Annotated in this window: 27 protein-coding genes and 2 pseudogenes; 8 read left to right on the top strand and 21 right to left on the bottom strand. The window is 53.3% G+C overall.

From position 1 onward, the window contains the following. The 18 genes and pseudogenes from Q4A85_RS11105 to Q4A85_RS11020 all read right to left on the bottom strand — a co-directional run. Nucleotides 1-253: pseudogene (locus Q4A85_RS11105) on the bottom strand (hypothetical protein); the annotation flags it as partial. After that, nucleotides 250-834 (bottom strand): phage tail protein I, encoded by a 585-nt coding sequence (locus Q4A85_RS11100; protein ID WP_303110345.1) that lies wholly within the window; start codon nt 832-834, stop codon nt 250-252. The pseudogene Q4A85_RS11105 and the gene Q4A85_RS11100, both read right to left, overlap by 4 nt. A 2-nt stretch (nt 835-836) precedes the next feature. Next, complete coding sequence (locus tag Q4A85_RS11095; RefSeq protein WP_303110343.1) at nt 837-1733, bottom strand: baseplate J/gp47 family protein; 897 nt, start codon at nt 1731-1733, stop codon at nt 837-839. Between the two features lie 3 nt (nt 1734-1736). After that, on the bottom strand, nt 1737-2066 hold the full coding sequence (locus tag Q4A85_RS11090; protein WP_303110341.1) for a GPW/gp25 family protein: 330 nt from the start codon (nt 2064-2066) through the stop codon (nt 1737-1739). After that, nucleotides 2063-2689, bottom strand: coding sequence for a phage baseplate assembly protein V (locus Q4A85_RS11085; protein WP_303110339.1), 627 nt, complete (start codon nt 2687-2689; stop codon nt 2063-2065). The genes Q4A85_RS11090 and Q4A85_RS11085 overlap by 4 nt, the downstream gene beginning before the upstream one ends. 195 nt (nt 2690-2884) lie before the next feature. Continuing rightward, nucleotides 2885-3463 (bottom strand): phage virion morphogenesis protein, encoded by a 579-nt coding sequence (locus tag Q4A85_RS11080; RefSeq protein ID WP_303110337.1) that lies wholly within the window; start codon nt 3461-3463, stop codon nt 2885-2887. A 2-nt stretch (nt 3464-3465) separates the two neighbouring features. After that, nucleotides 3466-3912, bottom strand: coding sequence for a phage tail protein (locus Q4A85_RS11075; RefSeq protein WP_303110335.1), 447 nt, complete (start codon nt 3910-3912; stop codon nt 3466-3468). Then, the gene (locus Q4A85_RS11070) at nt 3884-4111 is read right to left on the bottom strand and encodes a TraR/DksA C4-type zinc finger protein (protein WP_303110333.1); all 228 of its coding nucleotides are present in this window, start codon (nt 4109-4111) and stop codon (nt 3884-3886) included. The genes Q4A85_RS11075 and Q4A85_RS11070 overlap by 29 nt, the downstream gene beginning before the upstream one ends. Next, entirely contained in the window at nt 4095-4352 is a 258-nt protein-coding gene (gene lysC, locus Q4A85_RS11065; protein ID WP_303110331.1) for an Rz1-like lysis system protein LysC, read from the bottom strand. The genes Q4A85_RS11070 and lysC overlap by 17 nt, the downstream gene beginning before the upstream one ends. Next, complete coding sequence (locus Q4A85_RS11060; RefSeq protein WP_303110329.1) at nt 4349-4660, bottom strand: hypothetical protein; 312 nt, start codon at nt 4658-4660, stop codon at nt 4349-4351. The genes lysC and Q4A85_RS11060 overlap by 4 nt, the downstream gene beginning before the upstream one ends. Nucleotides 4661-4743: 83 nt before the next feature. Further along, nucleotides 4744-5283 carry a glycoside hydrolase family 108 protein gene (locus Q4A85_RS11055; protein WP_303110327.1) on the bottom strand — a complete coding sequence of 180 codons (540 nt, stop codon included), beginning with the start codon at nt 5281-5283 and terminating at the stop codon, nt 4744-4746. After that, nucleotides 5264-5560, bottom strand: a complete 297-nt coding sequence (locus tag Q4A85_RS11050) for a phage holin family protein (protein ID WP_303110325.1) — start codon at nt 5558-5560, stop codon at nt 5264-5266. The genes Q4A85_RS11055 and Q4A85_RS11050 overlap by 20 nt, the downstream gene beginning before the upstream one ends. Continuing rightward, nucleotides 5541-5930, bottom strand: a complete 390-nt coding sequence (locus tag Q4A85_RS11045) for a putative holin (protein ID WP_303110323.1) — start codon at nt 5928-5930, stop codon at nt 5541-5543. The genes Q4A85_RS11050 and Q4A85_RS11045 overlap by 20 nt, the downstream gene beginning before the upstream one ends. A gap of 4 nt (nt 5931-5934) precedes the next feature. After that, nucleotides 5935-6165 (bottom strand): tail protein X, encoded by a 231-nt coding sequence (locus tag Q4A85_RS11040; protein WP_303110321.1) that lies wholly within the window; start codon nt 6163-6165, stop codon nt 5935-5937. 20 nt (nt 6166-6185) lie between these two features. Then, entirely contained in the window at nt 6186-6674 is a 489-nt protein-coding gene (locus Q4A85_RS11035) for a head completion/stabilization protein (protein ID WP_303110318.1), read from the bottom strand. Nucleotides 6675-6773: 99 nt separating this feature from the next. Continuing rightward, a complete protein-coding gene (gpM, locus tag Q4A85_RS11030) occupies nt 6774-7424 on the bottom strand; it encodes a phage terminase small subunit (RefSeq protein WP_303110316.1) in 651 nt (216 codons plus the stop codon). Between the two features lie 75 nt (nt 7425-7499). Further along, nucleotides 7500-8546 carry a phage major capsid protein, P2 family gene (locus Q4A85_RS11025; protein ID WP_303110314.1) on the bottom strand — a complete coding sequence of 349 codons (1047 nt, stop codon included), beginning with the start codon at nt 8544-8546 and terminating at the stop codon, nt 7500-7502. A 63-nt stretch (nt 8547-8609) separates the two neighbouring features. Continuing rightward, complete coding sequence (locus tag Q4A85_RS11020) at nt 8610-9416, bottom strand: GPO family capsid scaffolding protein (RefSeq protein WP_303110312.1); 807 nt, start codon at nt 9414-9416, stop codon at nt 8610-8612. A 163-nt stretch (nt 9417-9579) separates the two neighbouring features. Here Q4A85_RS11020 and Q4A85_RS11015 point away from each other — a divergent pair, with 163 nt between their 5' ends. Then, nucleotides 9580-11361, top strand: coding sequence for a terminase family protein (locus Q4A85_RS11015; RefSeq protein ID WP_303110310.1), 1782 nt, complete (start codon nt 9580-9582; stop codon nt 11359-11361). A gap of 44 nt (nt 11362-11405) precedes the next feature. Continuing rightward, nucleotides 11406-12431 carry a phage portal protein gene (locus tag Q4A85_RS11010; protein ID WP_303110308.1) on the top strand — a complete coding sequence of 342 codons (1026 nt, stop codon included), beginning with the start codon at nt 11406-11408 and terminating at the stop codon, nt 12429-12431. Between the two features lie 48 nt (nt 12432-12479). Here Q4A85_RS11010 and Q4A85_RS11005 read toward each other — a convergent pair whose 3' ends face one another. Further along, nucleotides 12480-13631 carry a tyrosine-type recombinase/integrase gene (locus Q4A85_RS11005; RefSeq protein ID WP_303110306.1) on the bottom strand — a complete coding sequence of 384 codons (1152 nt, stop codon included), beginning with the start codon at nt 13629-13631 and terminating at the stop codon, nt 12480-12482. A gap of 134 nt (nt 13632-13765) precedes the next feature. On the opposite strand from Q4A85_RS11005, the gene dusA reads away from it, so the two are divergent. Beyond that, nucleotides 13766-14776 (top strand): tRNA dihydrouridine(20/20a) synthase DusA, encoded by a 1011-nt coding sequence (gene dusA, locus Q4A85_RS11000; protein WP_303110304.1) that lies wholly within the window; start codon nt 13766-13768, stop codon nt 14774-14776. Nucleotides 14777-14803: 27 nt separating this feature from the next. Here dusA and Q4A85_RS10995 read toward each other — a convergent pair whose 3' ends face one another. Beyond that, nucleotides 14804-14941, bottom strand: a complete 138-nt coding sequence (locus tag Q4A85_RS10995; RefSeq protein ID WP_303110302.1) for a hypothetical protein — start codon at nt 14939-14941, stop codon at nt 14804-14806. On the opposite strand from Q4A85_RS10995, the gene ptsN reads away from it, so the two are divergent. The 5 genes from ptsN to Q4A85_RS10970 all read left to right on the top strand — a co-directional run bounded on the left by ptsN (nt 14940) and on the right by Q4A85_RS10970 (nt 18650). Beyond that, the gene (ptsN, locus tag Q4A85_RS10990) at nt 14940-15389 is read left to right on the top strand and encodes a PTS IIA-like nitrogen regulatory protein PtsN (RefSeq protein WP_303110300.1); all 450 of its coding nucleotides are present in this window, start codon (nt 14940-14942) and stop codon (nt 15387-15389) included. The two genes, Q4A85_RS10995 and ptsN, sit on opposite strands and share 2 nt — an antisense overlap. A 552-nt stretch (nt 15390-15941) precedes the next feature. Next, a complete protein-coding gene (gene hprK / locus Q4A85_RS10985; RefSeq protein ID WP_303110298.1) occupies nt 15942-16907 on the top strand; it encodes an HPr(Ser) kinase/phosphatase in 966 nt (321 codons plus the stop codon). Continuing rightward, the gene (gene rapZ, locus Q4A85_RS10980) at nt 16888-17733 is read left to right on the top strand and encodes an RNase adapter RapZ (protein WP_303110296.1); all 846 of its coding nucleotides are present in this window, start codon (nt 16888-16890) and stop codon (nt 17731-17733) included. The genes hprK and rapZ overlap by 20 nt, the downstream gene beginning before the upstream one ends. Nucleotides 17734-17798: 65 nt before the next feature. Further along, the gene (locus Q4A85_RS10975) at nt 17799-17927 is read left to right on the top strand and encodes a hypothetical protein (RefSeq protein ID WP_303110294.1); all 129 of its coding nucleotides are present in this window, start codon (nt 17799-17801) and stop codon (nt 17925-17927) included. 84 nt (nt 17928-18011) lie between these two features. Further along, the gene (locus Q4A85_RS10970; RefSeq protein WP_303110293.1) at nt 18012-18650 is read left to right on the top strand and encodes a phosphoribosylanthranilate isomerase; all 639 of its coding nucleotides are present in this window, start codon (nt 18012-18014) and stop codon (nt 18648-18650) included. Nucleotides 18651-18667: 17 nt separating this feature from the next. On the opposite strand, the pseudogene Q4A85_RS10965 reads toward Q4A85_RS10970, so the two are convergent. Further along, nucleotides 18668-18885 (bottom strand): annotated as a pseudogene (locus tag Q4A85_RS10965) (hypothetical protein); the annotation flags it as partial.

Genomic DNA, 18885 nt, shown 5'->3' with positions numbered 1-18885 from the left:
GCGCAGAAAGCGTATCCACACTATCCAACACATTCAGCACTTTCATCACGCCCGCCCGCTCGGCGTTGGCACTTTGTGGTAAGGCTTTGCCAATCTGGGCAATCTGTTCTTTCAAATAGCCCGTGCGGTTGGCAAGCTGGCGGTAGGCAATGTTTACCGCGCCGTCCGCTCCACCGAGCACGCGGTCGCCCGTATCCACTTGGCGGATGATGGCTTCCCATTGCGGGGTTTCTTGTATGGCTGTATCGGTCATGATGTGATGGCTCCAAATGTATGAGTTCCGTCAAACGCAATCTCGGCGTTCCAGTAAAGGGGGTTGCTGCGGTAGTCTAAATAAACCAATTCGCAGCGCAGCGGCGTGATTTCGTCCAAAAATTGTTTGATGATTTCGGCTTGCTCAATAGAAATCACACGTTTTAAAACAATGGCATACTTTGCCCAGTCATCGCTGCCGCCGCCAAAAAAGAAGTTGCCATCAAACGTCGCGCTGCCATCAAAAGTTAGATTGTGTACGCGCTCCAAGATGTCAATTTCGCCCAGTTGCAAATCACGAAAGAGCTGGCGAATCATGGCGGGCGTGCCCTTGTGTTGATGCTTTTCAACATAGCTTTGAATCAAATTGCGCTGCGCCGTTTCGGTTTCGGCAAAGCCCCAGCCTTCGGCATCGGCGATGCTGTTTTCCCAAGCCAGATAGGGCAAGAAAGGAATTTGGCAGGTGCTGGCTTCGCGGTTTTGCAGAATCACGCGCCAATCCAATGCCGCGATTTGCTGCTCGTTAAGCTGCGCGAGCGCGTGCATTAGGGGGCTGTTGTTGCTGGGTAGGATGCTTCGCATGGCTAAATCAACTCGCTGCTTTGGATGGCGTTGATGTAGATAAATTCGCCCGCACTGCATTCAATGTCTGCGCTTGGCTCATGCAAAATCACTTTTTCCGCGCCCGCCACATCCAGCGCACCGATAATTTTGGATAGGGCAACGTGCGCACCCAAATAGGCGTGTTCACTAAACAAAACATCAAGGGCTTTTTGCTGCTCGCTTTGCACCACCTTTTTGCCAAGCTGGCTTTGATAGCGAGTTTCATAGCGAATTGTGATGTTTTTCAGGCTGCCTGATTCCACTTCCACCGTGTCGCACAAAGGGCGGCGAGATTCAGCCGACAGATAATCTTTCACGCGGCTTAACAGCGCAGCATCTGCCACGCCATTGCCCGTATGCGATTTGATGTACACGCGCACCGTGCCTGCCTTGGGGCGGATTGGGTTGGCATCAGCCACGCCATCTATATCCAGCGCGTGGGCTTTGTAGGCAGCACGCGGGCCAGCCGCTGCAAATTTCTCGGGGTGCATTTGCACGCGCTTACGCAAAGCGGTGTCGCTTTCTTTGATTTCCACAATGGGCGGGTTTGCCTGCTCATCGGCTTCTTGGATGATTTTTCTGTTTAATCCGCGCGATGCAGCGATGTGGTCTAAATCGCTGCCTGTGGCAAACGCCAGAAAGGTTGCGCGTGCCGCTTCGTTGATGCGTGTGCGCAGCAGCATTTCGGCATAAGCGCGTTGCTGCAAGTCAATGGTCAGCGGTTCGCTTTCCAATTCCAGCGTGGCGGCGATGGCGGTTCTGATATGCTCAGGGCAAAGCGCAATCAGTTTTTGCTTTTCGCGCTCAAAAATGCTTTCAAAGCTAATCTCTTCTATCGCTTGCGGGGCGGGCAGTTGGCTTAAATCAATCTCTTGCATGGGTTAGGCTTCAATGATGTAGTTTTGCAGATTGCCATTTAGGCTGCCTGAAAGCTGAATTTGCACAGCAAGGCTGCCGTTTTGTGGGACAACTTGGGTTTGCGCCTGTTCTATTTGATAGCGCGGCTCCCAGCGGGCAATAGCCAGAATAACGGCAGCGTTGCAGCGCAACAGCGTGATGTCGTTGAGCGGCATATCCAAAAGCTCGGGCAGCAAGCTGCCGTACTCTTCGCGTTCTACGCGCGTGCCGATGCGGGTAAACAAAATATTGCGGATGGATTGCTGCACATGGTCAATCAGATTGATGCGCCGTCCGTTGCGTTCGTTCATCATTGTGGGCTTCCTGTTGTGCCGCCGCTGTCGCCTGGGTGGGTGTGCGTGTGTACAACCACGCCGTTGCTGCTCAGGTTGCCTTGGGTGTGGTTCAGGTCGCCTTGAATGTTGGCAGCCGCGCCGCCTGTGCTGTTGCTGCCCATCATCCCCGCAAGGAAGGTAAACAAGTTTTGTACGATGACTTTTCCTGTGAACGTAGCTTCGGGTGTGTCAAATTTGATGCTTTCGCTGGCTTCAATGTGAATGGTTGTCGTGCCGCTGATTTTCAGACTGCCTGAGCTGTGGTTGTAGCTAAACTGGGCATTGTCGGGAAAGCGGATAACGGTTTCATCAGGCGAAGTGCTGGGCTGTGGATGCTGATTGGAAGCCAACCCACACAACACTAAGCCGTTGGCAATTTCGCCGCTGGGCGCAAGCACAAGGCAGTTTTCGCCCACACTCGGCACGCGATGCACCGAAACGCCGCCTGCAAACGGCACAAAATAAGGCAGCCAATCAGTCAGCAAATTGCCATGTTGCACGCGCACCAAGCCCTGCGCGGCATCGGCTTGGGCAATGTTGCCTTGTTTGAGCAAGTTGGCAATCAAGCGATTGTGGCTGGCGGTGGTGGGCGTGGTGGTCATGGTTGTTTGAGTAAGAAATAAGTGGTTTGATTATGCGCGAGATGCTGGGTTAAGGCTTGCGCGGGTAGAGTTAAGGGGGTGGTTTAGGTGTTTTGGCTTTGCTGCACTTCGTTTCAGGCTGCCTTGATTAGCGGTTTGGGGTTAAGTGTTCGGTGGTGTCCTAAAAAGTATGCTACTTGTTTGTCAGCATACTTTTTAGGACACCACCAAGTGTTCTTTCAGGATGTGTTGGATAAGCTGCAAATCGCTTTCGGAAAACCCCAACAGCGTACGCTCGGGGCGGGTTTCTGCGCCGTATTGGTGAGCGGCGGCGATGTAGCCTGTTAAGCCGCCCAAAAAGCCAATGGCGGCTTCGTGGCTCTGTGCTTTGAGTTTGAGAAATTTGTATTGGTGGATTTTGCGAAACATCTGCCGACGGCGACCGTTGCCTGTGGGCAGGTGGATTTTGTTTTTATGAGCTTTAAAAGTGGCGTGGGTGTGGTAGTCGTAGCCGATGTAGTAATCGCCGTAGTCGTGCAAGGTGCGGTAGCGGTGTAGTGTCCCTTGATACAAAAAGGTTTGCTCAACGCCGATGCGGCGGGTTTTTCTGCCGTTGGCGTGCGCTTTGCTGGGCGTAAACGCATCGCCGCTGGGTTCGGTGTTGGCGCGGATGCGCTGTTTGTTGCTTTGCCGAATCTTGCTGCCAATCTTGCGCATCAAGTTTAGGCTTTGCGCGGGACTAAGCTGTTGCACAAGGTGGTCAATTTGCAAGATGTATTGGTCTAGTTCGTTCATATTTAGGGAATGGGGTGGGCTGTGCCCAGCGCGGTAAGCAGGTCGCTGTGGTTAGCGTTGCGTGGATGGCTAATTTGGATTTGGTTGTGCTCGTTGCTTTGGGCGAGTGTGCGCTCGGTAAGCGGTAGCTCAATCAACAGGTCGTAGCTTTGATTGTTGATGATGTCGGCTTCAAAGCGCATCATTCGTTGATTGGGCGTGTTGCCTGCGCCCAGAATATCGGGTTGATGGGTTTGCGCCCAATGGATAATGGTGGTTTTCAGGATTTCTATGTCGCTGGTGAAGTCGGTGATTAGGATGTTTAGGGTGTATTCGGTGGTATGGCTCAGGCTGCCTTTGTTGGCAATGATTTTGCCTTGCGTGATGTTCATGCTGAGCTTTTCGGGGTTTTGCGCTAGCTCGGGCAGTTGCTGCTCAATTTCAGCGCGCAAAGTAGCGGGTTTTCTCATGCTCAATTCTTTCTTGGCAGTCAATGCAATATTGGCAGCCAACCGCCGCGCGGCGGCGTGCTTCGGGGATGATGTCCCCGCATTCTTGGCAATGTCTTGCGCTGGGGCGTTGTGGGTAGTTTTGTTTGGCTTGGTGGGTAATGGCTGCTTGGCGGTAAAGCTCTTCCAGTTCGCAGGCTTGGTCAATTTGTCGGGACATGGTTTGGTTTTATGGCGGGTTCTGTGGGGTTAAGGCAGGCGGCTAGGGTGTCGCGGGCAATGCGGCATTGTTCAAATGCGGTCAGCGTGTCTTGATAGGCTTGCACCAGCTCGCCTTGGGTGGTGATGGGATTGCTGGGGCGGGTGCATTCAGGCACTTGCGGGCAAGCGGGCGTGATGGGGGCGGGCGTGCTTTGGCAGGCACTCAGCATCAACAGCGCGATAAGGGCGGATGGTTTCATGGGTTCAGGGCTTTCTGAATATCAGCGGGGAGCGTTTGGGCTGCCCATTGGTGGTTATTTTGCAAGGCGTGGTTGATTTGGCTTTGTTGTTGTGCAGCGTGTTGCTGGGCGTTTTGCAGTTGCTGGTTAAGCTGGGCGTTGGCGTGAATCAGGGCTTGGGTTTTGTTGCGCTCGCTGTCAAGCGTTTGCGCCAGCGTATCGCGTTGCTGTTGTGTGGCTTTAAGCTGGCGGCGTTGGTGTATTGCGCTGCCAACGGCAATAAGCCATGCAAGGCTAAACAACAGAGTGAGCTTGGTGTGTAGGGTCATTTTCAGGCTGCCTTTGTGGGTAGCAGTTTGATGTTGTGAATAAGGCAGCTTGTTTTTCAGGCTGCCTTTGTTGTGCGCACGCCTTAGGCGTTGTCAGGCGGGATGTAGCCCACTTGCGGGTCGGTGTTGTCTTGGGCGGCTTGGCGCAGGTTGTCGGCGATGCGGTTTGTCCAGCCGCGTCCAAACGTGGCAAAGGTGGAAAGGCGGGTGTAAAAATTTGCACGCTCGGCGTTAAACAGCAACAGCAAGTCGTTTTCGCTGCGTTGGGCAAGGGCGGCTAGGGTTTGTTTGCCGATGATGCCATCGTCGGCAACGTTTAGTGCGCGTTGCAACATCCGCGCCGCGTTGCCGTAGCCGTGGTTGATGCTAGCATCAAGAAATTGGTAAGCGAGTGCGCTGGGAAATTGCTCAATGTTGTAGCGTTGCCAAAAGGCGGTGTAGTAGATGGCTTTGGCTTGTTCTCGGGTTAGCTCGCGCATCGCGCCGTTGTAGCCGTTTTGTTGCGCAACGCGCTTGGTGATGCCCCAGTTGGTCTCGCCACCGGGGTCTTTGGGATGGTTGATGTAGCCGCCTTCCGTTTTCAGGATGCGTTCAATAAATTGGTTAAATTTGCTGTTGTTCATGTTGAGCCTTTTTCGGGTGGTAAATGCGGGAAACGTTGCCGCGTGCATAAAGGATGCTACCTGTTTGCAGGGCAAGATTAGCGATGAGCAGCCAGTTGAGCAGGGCTTGGCTTTTGGCAAGCACAGCCAAAAAGAGCGCACTCATCTGAATAAATAGCAGCCATGCAATCAAAGCACTAATCGGCTTGTGGGTTTTGTGGCGGCTGTCAAACAGCAACAGGCTAATGGCGGCGGCAAGGCTTAGGGCGATGATGGCGTTATTTTGCAGATTGGTCATGGTCGCGCTCCTTTGTGGCTGGGGTGGGGTTAAGACGGGTATCAAGCCATGTGTAGATTTTTTCTATCAACACCACGGCAAAGGCAGCAGCCAACAACGCGCCGATGAAGCTGTTGATGTGCAAGGGGAGCTGGTCGGGCAAGATGTAGTTGATGATTTCGTCGGTGCTTTCGTAGCCGAACACGCCGCTGAAAAAGGAAATCATAAATAGCCATGCCTTGTGAAATACGGGGTAGTTTTGTTTGCGGGCGATAAACAGGCTTGCCCCAATCAGCGCACCGCTGGCGACAGAAAGGGGCAGGTGGTAGCTGCCGATGGCAATCACGGCGATGTTGATGAGCGTGGTTTGAGTATCGTTGGCTTGGTGCATGGTGTTAATCCCAAAGGTTAAGCGTGGCGGGTAGGGTGGTTTGTGTGCTGCTCGGTTCGCTGTCGGGCAGAATGATGATGATGCCAGCGGGGAGAATAGGGGGCTGTTGGCACAGTTTGGGGTTGGCTTCAAGGATGCGCTCTACTTGCCCAACGCTGCTGCCGTAGTATTCGTAGGCAATTTTGCTGAGCGTATCGCCTTGTCTGCTGATAAAGGTGTTGCTGGGTTTGGGCATTTTCAGGCTGCCTTTTTAGGCTAGATGAGTTCGGCATCGGTGCGTTGTTTGCCTGCAATGTCGGCAATGGCAGCGTGGGCATTACGGCGGTATTGGTCGGCAATGTGTTGTTTGCTTTCGCTGCGGGTGCTGGCTTTGCCGCTGGCATCGTAATCGGCGTATTGGTCGGTGAGCGTGGCGAGCGTGTAGTTGTAAATGGCTTGCTGATAGCGGTGTTCCCAAATGTTGATGCCGTTGATTTTTTGCTGCGGGGCGTGTTCGGCTAGGGTGGCTTTGCCTGTAAGCTGGCAATGTTGTTTGAGCGTGGCAAGCTGGCGATTGACGTGGATGACGGCTTCAATGGCAGCCTGAAAAAGGCGGTCGCTGGTGATGGTGTTGTCAATGCGCATGGCTTGGCGCAGGTGGTCAAGGTTGATGCTGGGGAAAAAGGGGTCGGAGCTTATGGTTTGCTGATTGGGTTGTTGGGTGGGCGTGGGCGTGCTGGTAAAGCTGATGGGGGTGGTATTCATGGCTGGCTTGCTTGGGAATAGGGTATCGTGGGGCGATAAGGCAGGCTTGTCGCTATCAACGGCAAGACGGCTTATCGCTCACGATACGGCGGGGGGAGCTTAATGTTGGCTTTTTCGCAGGGCTTCAATTTGCTTTTTCACGCCGACTTTGTCGTTGTAGCCCAGAGCTTGTTGATAAAGAGCAAGGGCAGCTTGCGGGTCACTATCTTCTAGCTGTTCGCCAGCAATTTTGAGTAGCTTGGCGCGCACCGCATCGGGGATGTTGTAGGTGTGTTGGTTGTTGTGTTTTTCGGTTGCCCAGCGCACAAGGGTGTTGAGATGCTCGAGAGCGATGGCTGCGCCTTGGCTGATTTGTTCGGCATACTGCTCAACGATGATGGTGGGCAGGTTGCGCTGATACTCATCGCTGCTTTGCAGGTTATGTTCCATCGCAAATTGCGCGAGCGGCATGGCTTCGCCAAGCTGTCCGCAGTCAATCTGCCAAATCAACAAGTTGGGCGTGAGCGTGTCGTTTGGGTGGGCTTGCCCGCTTTGCAACACGCTATTTAGCCAGTCTTGGTATTTGGGCAAGGCTTGGGCTTTGTAGGCAAGTTTGTCTTGCATACTGGCAAGATTTTTGAGCAAAGTTTTGTCGGCGATGTATTGCTGTTGCAGTTGCTGATAGGCGGTGAGTTCGCTGGGGTCGCTTTGGTTGTGCGCAGCAACAAGAGCTTCGTGGGCAAGGCGATGGCGTTGGGCGGGGCTGACCATGATGTGCTGTCCTTTGTGTGGGGGTTGAAGCAGCCTGAAAACAGGTAATGCGGGATTTCAGGCTACCTTTTGGGTTTAGGCGTTGGTTTCGGCTAAGTTTTCAATCAACACCGCCGCGCCGTATTCTTCAACGATGTAGTCAATGTTTTTGGATTGGTAGCTTTCCAATTGGTCTTTTTTGGGGTTATCCACGATGTAGCGTCGCTCGCCCGTAGTCTGATAGTAGATAGACAGGTTTTTCAGCGGGGTAATAAACAGCGTGTTTGCGGGCATATTGGGGACGTACATCACGGGGTAGCCGCCGAGCGTGCGCGATTGGTTGAGCCGCCCGCTGGCTTCGATCTCGGTGGCTTTGCTGCCCGATGCGTTGATGATGCTGAGATATTTGTCGGACACCGTGCGGCGGCTAGACAACACAACAAAATCGTTGCGGTCGGCGAAACGCTCGTCAATCAGGCTGTCGATGGCATCTTTAACCACGGCATCCAAGTTTTTGTATTCCGCGCTCGGGTCGCTGCCCCATTTAATCGATTGTGGGGTTTTGCCGACTTGCCCGGCTTGCCAGCCCATCACGCGCGCGGTGTTGTTTTCGCGCATTTTTTGCAGCCAGCCTTTGGCAACGTCTTGCAATAAGGGGTTGGAAGTAAAGTTGGTGGTTTTGGCGCGCTCTTTGCCGTTCATGCCGATGGTAATCAGCGACAGCGCGATGCTTTCGGCGATTTTGTTGTTGATGCGGGCGGGGAAATCGGTGATGTGCGCCCATTGGTCAATATCGTCATAGCGCAGGGCAACGTCAAAATTGGTTTGTTGTAGGGTGTATTTTTGCCCTTCCAAGTTGTGAATGGATTTAGGCTGGCGTTCGTTGCCGCTTTGGGTGGTGTCGGTGTTGGATGCCACTAATCCGCTGGATAAGCCGATGACTTCGCCTATTTGTTCGGTTTTGCCCACGATATTGATGTGTTGCAGCAGCTCGGTGTTTTGGGCAATTTGGTCGTACATGGTTTGCACGGCGGTTGGTGCAATGGTGTAACCGCTTTGCACTTGCTCTTTGCTGATGTGGTTGGTTTGGGCAATTTGGTTAAACAAGCTAGAAATGGCGGTAGCGAGTAGGTTTTTATTCATGGGGTGTCCTTATGGTGCGAGTGTTTGAGATGAGAGATTGGATGAGAGATTGCTTGCGATGGCTTACCAAATAACCGGCGTGGGCGCATCGTTGCCTGTGTGTGGTGGGCGATTGCCTGTGTGCGCTTGGGTGTTGAGTTGGGTTTTCAACTCGGTCAGCTCGGTTTGCAATGCGCTGATTTGCGTTTGTAACTGGGCAATAGTGGGCGCGGTTGGCGTAGATGCGCTGGCGTGTTTTTCAGGCTGCCCAGCAGTATCGGGAGCTGGGGCGGTTTGTGTAGGAGCAGGAGTGGGTTGGGGTTCGGTATTGGTGTTCATACTGGGGCTTTCTGTGATGGGAGTGGGTGGGGAATCGGTTGCTTGATTGTGGCTAAATTCGCGGTATTCGCTGAATGTTTTGCCTTTGTTGTGGCTGTGTTGCTGGGCGTAACTGAAATTGGCGGTTGTGCCCAAGCTCGCGGGGGTGTCGGTAATGGCTAAACCTGTAAGGTAGGCGCGTTTGGTGTTTGCAAAATTGTGGTGGATTTCCATGCTTGTGTAGATTTTCCGCCCTTCGTTCCATAGTTTTTGCATGGCGGGGTACACGCTGAATTTGGCGAGCAAAGCGGTTTTGCTCGGGTCTTGTTCCCATGCTTCGGTTTTGAGTTCAATCACATCACCCAAGCCGCCTGTATCCATGTCGTCCCACCAATAATGCTCAATGTTGATGCGTGCGCCATAGACTTTGGGGTTGTAATCTTGCGCCATTTGCGTCAGTTGCTCGGCGGAAATCTCGCGTCCGTCAATGGTGTCACCCGACACGCCGATGATGCGCCAGTCGGTTTGCGTGGTGTTTTGGGGTTGGTTTTGTGCAGTAGGTTCGCTTGCCATGATGATGCGGGTAAAGTCTTGGTTGAAATTGCTGAGAAGTTTTGCAAGTTTAGGCGGCGGGGTCTATCGGCGCAGGTGTTAAGGGGGTGTTTTAGGTGTGGGAGTGGTTTCAGGCTGCCTGAAAATGTTGGAAGGTGTGGACTTTGTATTTTGGGATGTTTTTATGGCGGATTCGTTTGCATTAAACCCCCTATCCAATGTTGAGCCGCGTGTTGCGGCGCGGCAGTTGTTTTGGCAGGGGCACAGAATCACAGACATTGCGCGGGCTTTGGGCTTAAAGCCGACAACGGTTTATTCGTGGAAAATGCGCGATAACTGGGACGGTGGTACGCCAATGGTGCGCGTGACGATGAGCGCAGAAACGCGCTTGCACGCGCTGATTGCGCAGCCCAAAAAATCGGATGCAGACTACAAAGAAATGAAAAATCTATCGGCTTTGCTGGCGGGCTATCCGCGCAAGAATGGGCAGCCTGAAACGGCATTGCCTGTTGATGATTTGCATGAAGCAGAATGCGCCGCGCCTGCGAAGCGTGAGCGCGTGCGCAGCAATCGCAAGGCGCAGCCCAATGTGTTCTCGCTCGAGCAAGCCGCGAAATTAGAAGCGTTGTTTTTAGAGCAGTTGTTTGATTATCAGCGCGTGTGGTTAGGGCAGCAGGTTCGTTTTCGGCATTTATTGAAATCGCGCCAAATTGGGGCGACGTTTTTCTTTGCACGAGAAGCGTTGGTTGATGCAGTCAAAACAGGCAAAAACAAGGTATTTTTGTCGGCATCGCAGGCGCAGGCGTTTATTTTTAAGAACTATATGCGCAAGTTCGCGGGCATGGTGGATGTGGAATTGAAAGGGTCGGATGTGATTACGCTGGGCAACGGCGCGGAATTGCATTTTTTGGGGACAAATTCGCGAACGGCGCAGGGGCGCAATGGCGATTTGTATGTGGATGAGTATTTTTGGATTCCCGATTTTAAGCGTTTGCGCGACTTGGCAAACCCAATGGCATCGCAGAAACGCTATCGGATTACCTATTTTTCCACGCCATCCACCACTTCGCACCCCGCTTATGATTTTTGGACAGGCGCAGAGTTTAACGTGGGGCGTGCTGAATCGGAACGGATTAAGCTAGATGTGTCGCCCGCAGCGTTGGCAGCAGGACGGCACGACCCCGATGGCAAGTGGCGGCAAGTGGTTACGCTAGACGATGCCGAGCGCGGGGGCTGCAATTTGTTTGACCGCGAACAGTTGATGTTGGAGAACGCGCCCGCGCAGTTTCGCCAGTTGTTTATGTGTGAGTTTGTGGAAGACGGCGATGGCGTGTTCACTTGGGCGGATGTGCAGGGCTGTTTGGTGGATAGCTTTGTGGAATGGGGCGATTTTTATAAACCGTTTGCCGCAAAGCCTGTGGGCGATTTGCCTGTGTGGTTGGGCTACGACCCAGCGGATGCAGGCGATGCAGCGGCTTTGGTGGTGGTGTTAGCCCCGCGCTTCAACGGCGATGCGTTTCGTATCGTGGAGCGGCATTTGTTGCATGGCAATGACTTTGAAGCCCAAGCCAACTTTATCCGCGAGACGATGCGCCGTTTCAACGTGCGCAAGATTGTGGTGGATAAAACAGGATTGGGCGCAGCGTTGGTGCAACTGGTGGCGAAATTTTTTCCTGCCGTGGTAGGCGTGCAATACACGCAGCCTGAAAAGGCGTTGATGGTCAATAAAATGTTTGATTTGATGCGAAAAAATCGCGTGCAATGGGAAACAGAACACCGCGATATTACGGCAGCTTTTTTAAGCATTAAAACGGTGGCTACGGCAAGCGGGCGCAACATGACTTATGTGTCGGCGCGTTCGCGCGAGTTGAGCCACTCGGATGTGGCGTGGGCGGCGTTGCAATGTTTCTATCAAGAGCCGTTGGGCGGCGATGTGTCGTCGGGTTCGTTTGTTTATTCGTTTTGATGGTTTGATGATTTTCAGGCTGCCTCTATTAGAAAGGTTTTGCGATGTTTAATTTTTTGAAGTTTAGACGCAAGAGTTCGTCCGCGCTGCCACAAGCCGCGTCAGCGGATGTGTTCAGCTACTCGGATGTGCTGGGCGAGTTCAGCGTGTTTGATTTTTTGGGCGTTGTGGACAATGGGTGTTTTTTTGAGATGCCTGTGTCGCTGGTGGATTTGGAGCGACTGCTACGCTCGGGCGTGCATCATGCCAGCGCGATTTACGCCAAAATCAATATTTTAAAGGTTACGTTTACCCCCACGCGCTTTTTGAGCCGCTCGGAGTTTGAAAAGTTCGCCTTTAATTATTTGGTGCTGGGCAATGGCTATTTGGAGATTCAGCGCAATCGCTTTGGCGCGCCTGTTTCGGTGCAAAACCGTTTGGCAATGTACATGCGCCGTGCCAGCAATTTGCACGATTTTGTGTATTTGCGCTATGGCATGGGGCTGGGTTTGGGCACAACTTATGACGAAATCGCGGGCGATGATGTGATTCATGTGATGCAGCCCAATTTGAAGCAGGAAGTTTATGGTTTGCCGTATTATTTGGCAGCTCTGGACAGCGTGGATTTGAATGCGGCGGCGACACGTTTTCGGGTGCGCTATTATCAAAATGGTTCGCACGCGGGTTTTATCTTGTATTCCACCGATGCCAAAATTGATGAGGAAGGCTGGGCAAATATCAAAGAGCAGTTGCGCCAAGCTAAAGGCAACGGCAATTTTAAAAACATCGTGATTCGTTCTCCCGACGGCAGCCCTGATGGATTGAAGCTGATTCCGATTGCGGAAGTGGCAGCGAAAGATGATTTTTTGAATATCAAAACGATTTCGGCTGAGGACATGATGGCGATTCATCGCGTGCCGCCCGCTTTGATGGGCGTTGTGCCCAAAAACACGAGCGGGCTGGGCGATGCGGAAACGGTGGCGCGGGTGTTTGCCACCAACGAAGTCAAGCCCTTGCAACAAACGTTTTTGGACATCAACGAGCGCGTGGGCTTGGAGTTGTTTAAATTCAACGATTACACGATTGCCTGAGCGCACGCCTTTACCTTAGGCAGCCTGAAAATGGATGATGATTCGTTTTCAGGCTGCCTTTTGTTGCGCGGCGGCTAAGGCGGCGGCAAAGTCTAGGCGGTTTTCGCGCGGTCGGCTGGCAAGGTTCACATAACGCTGCAAAGTTTTCCAGCTTTGGTGTAGCGTGATTTGCTGTATTTGTGGCACGGTTAAACCATCTTCGGCAAAGCGGGTCGCGCCTTCGTGGCGTAGGTCGTGGAAGCGTAAATCTTTGATGCCTAAAAATTTGCACGCGCGGGCAAAGGCGGAACTGATGCTTTTGCTGTCGCCGCCTATCAACCATTTTTCAGGCTGCATCTCGCGCCATTTTAGGCGATTGTGAATTTCAGGCTGCCTAAATGCGGCGATGACTTGGCGCAGATGGTTGTTTACCACAAAGCGGGCGTGGTTGCCTTTGCCGCCGCCGGGGCTTTTCAAATCGCGCACCAGCCAATCGCCTGCGGTTTCGTCATAATCCGCCCATGCTAGGCGCGTGATTTCGCCTTCTCGGCGGCAAGAGTAAATGGCAAACCACATGATTAAGTGCATGGGGAACTTGGTACTATTGGGGCGCGTGCGCCATTGGTAGTAAAAATAATCTGTGAGTGCCTGCAATTCTTGCGCGGTCGCTAGTCGCATTCGCTCATCGCTTTTGGCAATCAGTCGCGCCCGACGTGCACCTTCTATCGCCAAATCTATCTCCGCCCAGTTCACATCCAAGCCCCAAACAAAATGCGCGTGCTTCAACATGCCGCGGATGTACTGCAAATCGTTATTGACGGTTTGCGGTTTGACAGGTAAAACGCCGCCCCATCCATTGCGCCGTTGGTTGATGTGGGCAGCAATGTCCGCGCGGCGTATTTTGTCTAACGGTAGCTTTGCAATGGGATAGTTCAATAGAAATTGCAAAGTTGCCGATTTTGTGCGCCCAAATTCTGTTGCTGCTGGCTCGGCGAAATAGCGTTCAATCGCCTGCCCCAAGGTGGGGATGGCTTGTTTTTTGCCACCGTAATACAGCAATTCAGGGTTGGCTTCCAGCTCGGCTTCGCGTTTTTTCAGCCATGCCGCCGCCAAACGGCGTTCGCTAAATGTGCGGCTTTCCGTAAACTTTGGATAAGCCGCACGGTCAATGCGAATCTGCGCTCGATAAACCGTTTTGCCCGATGGATTGGTACGTTTCACAATGCTGCCCATATTTGCACCATTTCTCTTAATTGGTTGTGATGGTGCAAATATGGTACAACAAAACCACCAAAACACCCAAGAAAACCCCGCTAAACACGGTTATTCGCAAGGTAAAATTTTAAGGTAAGTTAATGAAAAATAATGAAGTTGATGATATTAAAAGGAAAAGGCGATTATCCATTGCGCCGATGCTAGATTGGACTGACCGCCATTTCCGCTATCTTGCCCGCCAAATCAGCCGCCACACATGGCTTTACACCGAAATGATAAACGCGGGCGCGATTATCCACGGCGACCCCGCGCGGTTTTTAGAATATAACAACTGCGAGCACCCCATTGCCTTGCAACTGGGCGGCAGCGACCCCGCGCAGTTGGCGCAAGCGGCGAAAAAAGTGGCGCAATATCAATACGATGAAATCAACCTAAACTGTGGCTGCCCCAGCCCGCGCGTGCAAAAAGGCGCGTTTGGCGCGTGTTTGATGAACGAAGTCGCGTTGGTTGCCGATTGCCTGAACGCCATGCAGCAAGCCGCGCCCGATTGCGATATTACGGTGAAACACCGCATCGGCGTGGACAAGCAAACCGAATACAGCAGCGTGCGCGATTTTGTTGGCACGCTGCGCGAGAAAACGCCCGTGCGCACTTATATTGTCCACGCCCGCAATGCATGGTTGGATGGCTTGTCGCCCAAAGAAAACCGCGACATTCCGCCGCTGAAATATCATTATGTTTATCAATTAAAACAAGATTTTCCCGATTTGGAAATCATCATCAACGGTGGCATCAAAACCAACGCCGAAATCGCCGAACACCTGCGCCATGTGGACGGCGTGATGATTGGGCGCGAAGCGTATCACAACACCATGCTGATGCGCGATTGGGACAGGCTGTTTTACGGCAGCGAGCAGCCTGAAATCGCGTATAACGAGCTGATACAGCGGCTTTACGCCTACGCGCAAACGCAACTTGCCGCAGGGCGTGGCACGATTTTGCGCCACATGGCACGCCATTATCTTGGCTTGATGCACGGCTTGCACGGCGCGCGAACGTGGCGGCAAATGTTGTCGGACGCGGAATTGCTGAAAGCCAACCGCGCGGAATTGATTTTGGAAGCGTGGGCGGAAGTGGAAAAGGGGTTGTGAGCGGGGTGGGTGGGGTTTTCAGGCTGCCTAACGGCGGGGATGGCGATGAATAAGGCAGCCTGAAAACAATATAGGCAGCCTGAAATCCCAACTGTAAAAATCATTGAAGCCAATGTAAGCAAGCGTTAAAATTCGCGCCCAATAACTCAAAGGCATACGCCGCATGATTTCTCTTTCAGACATTCTTCCCGTTTCTCATATTATTTTAGACGCTGAAACCAGCAGCAAAAAACGCCTATTTGAATGCGTGGCGCAGCTTTTTGCCGCGCAAAGCGGTTTGCCGCAAAGCGAAATATTTGATTGCTTGGTGGTGCGTGAACGCTTGGGTTCAACCGCGCTGGGGCAGGGCGTTGCCATGCCGCATGGACGGCACGCCAGCGTGTCCGCCGCCACGGGCGCGTTTATCCGCCTAAAAGAGCCGATTGAATTTGACGCGCCTGATAACAAACCCGTGTCGCTGGTGTTTGTACTGCTTGTGCCCGAAGCGGCAACCAGCGAGCATTTGGAACTGCTGGCGCATTTGGCGGGGCGGTTTAGCGAGAAAAGCGTGCGCGATGCTTTGCAATCTTGCGGCACGCCCGAAGCAGCGCGGGATTTGCTGTTGGCAGCGTAGGCAGTTTTAACTCCGTTGAAGCTTTTGGCTTTCAGGCTGCCTGATGATGTTGAACATAAGATGGTAGGGGTGTATGCGCAATACGCCCTTTTTGCTGTTTTAGGGCAGCCTGAAATCTCAAAAGTAGCCTAAAAACGAGCGAAGCAAGTTTCAGCAGAGCTAAAACGGCGTTTTTAGAACCTGTATTCACTATTTGCATAGGTAGATTTTATGGCATAAAAACGTGGATACAAGGCAAAAAGCGCCGCAAGGTTGGACACCTTGCGCGCATTTTTAACGCAGTAGCCGCGTTTTTAGGGCATAAAAGATGCCTATGAAAATAGTGAATACAGGTTCTTATAGTGGAATAAATCAAGAAATATCTCATTCAATCAGCGAGTAGGGTGTGTGAGCTTGCTCACGCACCGTTTAGCAATGCTTAAATGGTGCGTGGCAAAGCCACACCCTACTCATGCTATTTTTACTTTTGGCTTACTATAAAAATTGTTTTCAGGCTGCCTAACCATCCGCCACCCCCAAAGGCAGCCTGAAACCCCAAAACAAGGAACCCCCATGCCCAGCATCTCCGTGCGCAAGCTCTATCAAGACAATCAACACAAATTGCAACTGGCGTGGGCAGCGGGCGCGGCGGGCGGCGATAACCGCATTGCCGTGGAAGCTGACCGCCCCGTGTTGGCGCTGGTGGGGCATCTCAATTTTATCCACCACAACCAAGTGCAAGTGCTGGGCGTTGCCGAAGTTGCCTATTTGCACAAACTGGAACAAGCCAACCACGCCACAGGCTTAAACGAGCTGTTCAACTTCCCCATGACGCTGGTCATCGTTGCCAACAATCTGCCCATCCCGCAAAGCCTGCGCGACTACTGCCACACCCACCACACCCCGCTGCTCACGTCCAAGCTGGAAAGCCCTTATTTGATGGATGTGCTGCGCATCTATTTGCAGCGCGTGTTGGCGGCTTCCACCATCAAACACGGTGTGTTTTTGGATGTGTTTGAAATCGGCGTGCTGCTCACGGGCAAATCGGGGCTGGGCAAAAGCGAGCTGGCGTTGGAATTGATTTCGCGCGGGCATAGTTTGGTTGCCGATGATGCCGTTGAACTGTATCGCACCACGCCCGAAATCCTAGAAGGGCGTTGCCCGCCCGTGTTGCGCGATTTTTTGGAAGTGCGCGGCTTGGGCGTGCTCAATATCCGCCATATGTTTGGCGAAACCGCCATCCGCCCGAAAAAAAACCTGCGCCTGATTATCAACCTAGTGCTGGCGGATGATGATTACATGAAAACGCTAGACCGCCTAAGCATCCGCACCGAAACCGAAACCATCTTAAACGTGCCCATCCGCTCGGTAACGCTGCCCGTTGCCGCAGGGCGCAACCTAGCCGTGTTGGTGGAAGCCGCCGTGCGCAACTACATCCTGCACCGCAACGGCAAAGACAGCACCAAAGAATTTTTAGAACGCCACCAAAGCATGATGAACAAACCCGAAGAGAGCAACCATGAAAATCATCCTGATTAGCGGCTTATCAGGCTCAGGCAAAACCATCGCCCTTAACCTGCTGGAAGACAACGGCTTTTTCTGCATAGACAACCTGCCGCTGGAACTCCTGCCCGAGCTAATTCAACTGCACAGCCACCCCAGCCAAAACAACAACCCACTCGCCATCAGCATAGACATCCGCTCCAATCTCAACACCCACACCGCCCGCGAAACCCTAATCGCCCTGCGCCGCGCAGGGCATCAAGTCAGCATCCTGTTTTTAGAAGCCAGCGATGCCGTGCTACTGCGCCGCTTCTCCGAAACCCGCCGCAGCCACCCACTCGCCCGCAACCACATCACCCTGCCCGAAAGCCTGCACCGCGAGCGCGAATGGCTCGCCCCCCTGCGCGAACACGCCTACTGCATAGACACCAGCCAGCTTACCGCGCAACAACTGCGCCAGCTTGTCGCACAATGGATAGGCATAGATCACAACCGCCTGCTGGTGAGCATCGTCTCATTTGGCTTCAAACACAGCGCGCCGCCCCCCGCCGATTTCGTGTTTGACGTGCGCAGCCTGCCCAATCCCTACTACGACCCCAGCCTGCGCCCCTACAACGGCAAAGACCAGCCCATCCAAGCATTTCTCGCCGCCCAGCCGCTGGTGAACGAAATGATAAGCGACATCCACCGCTTCCTAACCCGCTGGCTACCGCGCATCCGCCAAGAAAACCGCAGCTATGTAACCATCGCCATCGGCTGCACAGGCGGGCAACACCGCTCCGTTTACATCGCCGAACAGCTCGCCAAACAGCTCGCGCACGATTATCAAACGCTGTTGTTCCACCGCCAGTTGAGCCAATAGGCAGCCTGAAAAGGTAAGAACCTATATTCATAACGCGCTGCGCTTATTTTCAGGCTGCCTACCACATGGAGCGTTGGCAGCTCGCCGATATTGTGGCAACCAATCCCCATTGCATACCATTTGGCGACGAGCCGTCGCCGCTCCATTTGAGGTTTCAGGCTGCCTATCACGCGGTAACAACAAACGCCCCGTAGGGTGGCAACTCGCTTGCCCACCAATCTCCACCCATTTTCAGGCTGCCTATTTCCCCTTACCCCAACCCATCCCCAAAAACCACCATGGCCAAAATCCAAACCAAAATCTGCGGCATCACACGCCCGCAAGATGCCCAACTCGCCGCGCAACTGGGCGCAGATGCCATCGGGCTCGTCTTCTTCGCAGGCAGCAAACGCAACGTAACCATCGCCCAAGCCCAAGCCATCACCCGCGCCTTGCCGCCCTTTGTCAGCATCGTCGCCCTGTTTGTGAACGAAACCGCCGAGCGCATCCGTGAAACGCTCGCCCGCGTGCCGATTGACGTGCTGCAATTCCATGGCGACGAAACGCCCGCCTTCTGCCAGCAATTCCACCGCCCCTATCTCAAAGCCGTGCGCGTGCAAACCCCCGCCGACATCACCGCCGCCCTGCACGACTTTGCCGATGCCCGCGCCGTGCTGTTTGATGCCTTTGTTAACGGCGCATACGGTGGCACAGGACACACATTTGACTGGACGATGCTGCCCGAAAACCTAAACGCGCATTGGATTTTGTCGGGCGGCTTAACCCCAGAAAACGTCGCCGCCGCCTTGCGCGTTACCCGCGCCCAAGCGGTGGACGTATCCAGCGGCGTAGAAAGCGCGGCGGGCGTAAAATCGCCCGAAAAAATGGCAGCGTTTATGGCAGCGGTGCGCGGGTTTGATGCAGCATCCAGCGCGTGAACACGATTTCAGGCTGCCTAATCATTGCCAACTGGCAAAGGCAGCCTGAAAAACAAAAAACGTTTGGTATCGCGCCAAACGGTTTCTTGAATATTGGATGGATTAGGTTTCAGGCTGCCTAATCCATCACAACCGTTTACTACTGCCACTCTCTCTCCCCTACGTCCAGCCGAACAAAGTATCCTTTTTTCGGGAAAAAGCGTGCGCTTGTCCGACGGCGCACGAAGTGCGGCTA

The sequence above is a fragment of the Kingella sp. (in: b-proteobacteria) genome (genome assembly GCF_030527935.1).
Classification (GTDB): Bacteria; Pseudomonadota; Gammaproteobacteria; order Burkholderiales; family Neisseriaceae; genus Kingella_B.
This window is presented reverse-complemented; position numbering and strand designations above follow the sequence as displayed.

Excerpts from the sequence above, each read along its gene's own strand:
- Q4A85_RS11100 (WP_303110345.1), bottom strand. The coding sequence starts at position 834 with ATGCGAAGCATCCTACCCAGCAACAACAGCCCCCTAATGCACGCGCTC.
- Q4A85_RS11095 (WP_303110343.1), bottom strand. The coding sequence starts at position 1,733 with ATGCAAGAGATTGATTTAAGCCAACTGCCCGCCCCGCAAGCGATAGAA.
- Q4A85_RS11090 (WP_303110341.1), bottom strand. The coding sequence starts at position 2,066 with ATGATGAACGAACGCAACGGACGGCGCATCAATCTGATTGACCATGTG.
- Q4A85_RS11085 (WP_303110339.1), bottom strand. The coding sequence starts at position 2,689 with ATGACCACCACGCCCACCACCGCCAGCCACAATCGCTTGATTGCCAAC.
- Q4A85_RS11080 (WP_303110337.1), bottom strand. The coding sequence starts at position 3,463 with ATGAACGAACTAGACCAATACATCTTGCAAATTGACCACCTTGTGCAA.
- Q4A85_RS11075 (WP_303110335.1), bottom strand. The coding sequence starts at position 3,912 with ATGAGAAAACCCGCTACTTTGCGCGCTGAAATTGAGCAGCAACTGCCC.
- Q4A85_RS11070 (WP_303110333.1), bottom strand. The coding sequence starts at position 4,111 with ATGTCCCGACAAATTGACCAAGCCTGCGAACTGGAAGAGCTTTACCGC.
- lysC (WP_303110331.1), bottom strand. The coding sequence starts at position 4,352 with ATGAAACCATCCGCCCTTATCGCGCTGTTGATGCTGAGTGCCTGCCAA.
- Q4A85_RS11060 (WP_303110329.1), bottom strand. The coding sequence starts at position 4,660 with ATGACCCTACACACCAAGCTCACTCTGTTGTTTAGCCTTGCATGGCTT.
- Q4A85_RS11055 (WP_303110327.1), bottom strand. The coding sequence starts at position 5,283 with ATGAACAACAGCAAATTTAACCAATTTATTGAACGCATCCTGAAAACG.
- Q4A85_RS11050 (WP_303110325.1), bottom strand. The coding sequence starts at position 5,560 with ATGACCAATCTGCAAAATAACGCCATCATCGCCCTAAGCCTTGCCGCC.
- Q4A85_RS11045 (WP_303110323.1), bottom strand. The coding sequence starts at position 5,930 with ATGCACCAAGCCAACGATACTCAAACCACGCTCATCAACATCGCCGTG.
- Q4A85_RS11040 (WP_303110321.1), bottom strand. The coding sequence starts at position 6,165 with ATGCCCAAACCCAGCAACACCTTTATCAGCAGACAAGGCGATACGCTC.
- Q4A85_RS11035 (WP_303110318.1), bottom strand. The coding sequence starts at position 6,674 with ATGAATACCACCCCCATCAGCTTTACCAGCACGCCCACGCCCACCCAA.
- gpM (WP_303110316.1), bottom strand. The coding sequence starts at position 7,424 with ATGGTCAGCCCCGCCCAACGCCATCGCCTTGCCCACGAAGCTCTTGTT.
- Q4A85_RS11025 (WP_303110314.1), bottom strand. The coding sequence starts at position 8,546 with ATGAATAAAAACCTACTCGCTACCGCCATTTCTAGCTTGTTTAACCAA.
- Q4A85_RS11020 (WP_303110312.1), bottom strand. The coding sequence starts at position 9,416 with ATGGCAAGCGAACCTACTGCACAAAACCAACCCCAAAACACCACGCAA.
- Q4A85_RS11015 (WP_303110310.1), top strand. The coding sequence starts at position 9,580 with ATGGCGGATTCGTTTGCATTAAACCCCCTATCCAATGTTGAGCCGCGT.
- Q4A85_RS11010 (WP_303110308.1), top strand. The coding sequence starts at position 11,406 with ATGTTTAATTTTTTGAAGTTTAGACGCAAGAGTTCGTCCGCGCTGCCA.
- dusA (WP_303110304.1), top strand. The coding sequence starts at position 13,766 with ATGAAAAATAATGAAGTTGATGATATTAAAAGGAAAAGGCGATTATCC.
- ptsN (WP_303110300.1), top strand. The coding sequence starts at position 14,940 with ATGATTTCTCTTTCAGACATTCTTCCCGTTTCTCATATTATTTTAGAC.
- Q4A85_RS10995 (WP_303110302.1), bottom strand. The coding sequence starts at position 14,941 with ATGCGGCGTATGCCTTTGAGTTATTGGGCGCGAATTTTAACGCTTGCT.
- hprK (WP_303110298.1), top strand. The coding sequence starts at position 15,942 with ATGCCCAGCATCTCCGTGCGCAAGCTCTATCAAGACAATCAACACAAA.
- rapZ (WP_303110296.1), top strand. The coding sequence starts at position 16,888 with ATGAAAATCATCCTGATTAGCGGCTTATCAGGCTCAGGCAAAACCATC.
- Q4A85_RS10975 (WP_303110294.1), top strand. The coding sequence starts at position 17,799 with ATGGAGCGTTGGCAGCTCGCCGATATTGTGGCAACCAATCCCCATTGC.
- Q4A85_RS10970 (WP_303110293.1), top strand. The coding sequence starts at position 18,012 with ATGGCCAAAATCCAAACCAAAATCTGCGGCATCACACGCCCGCAAGAT.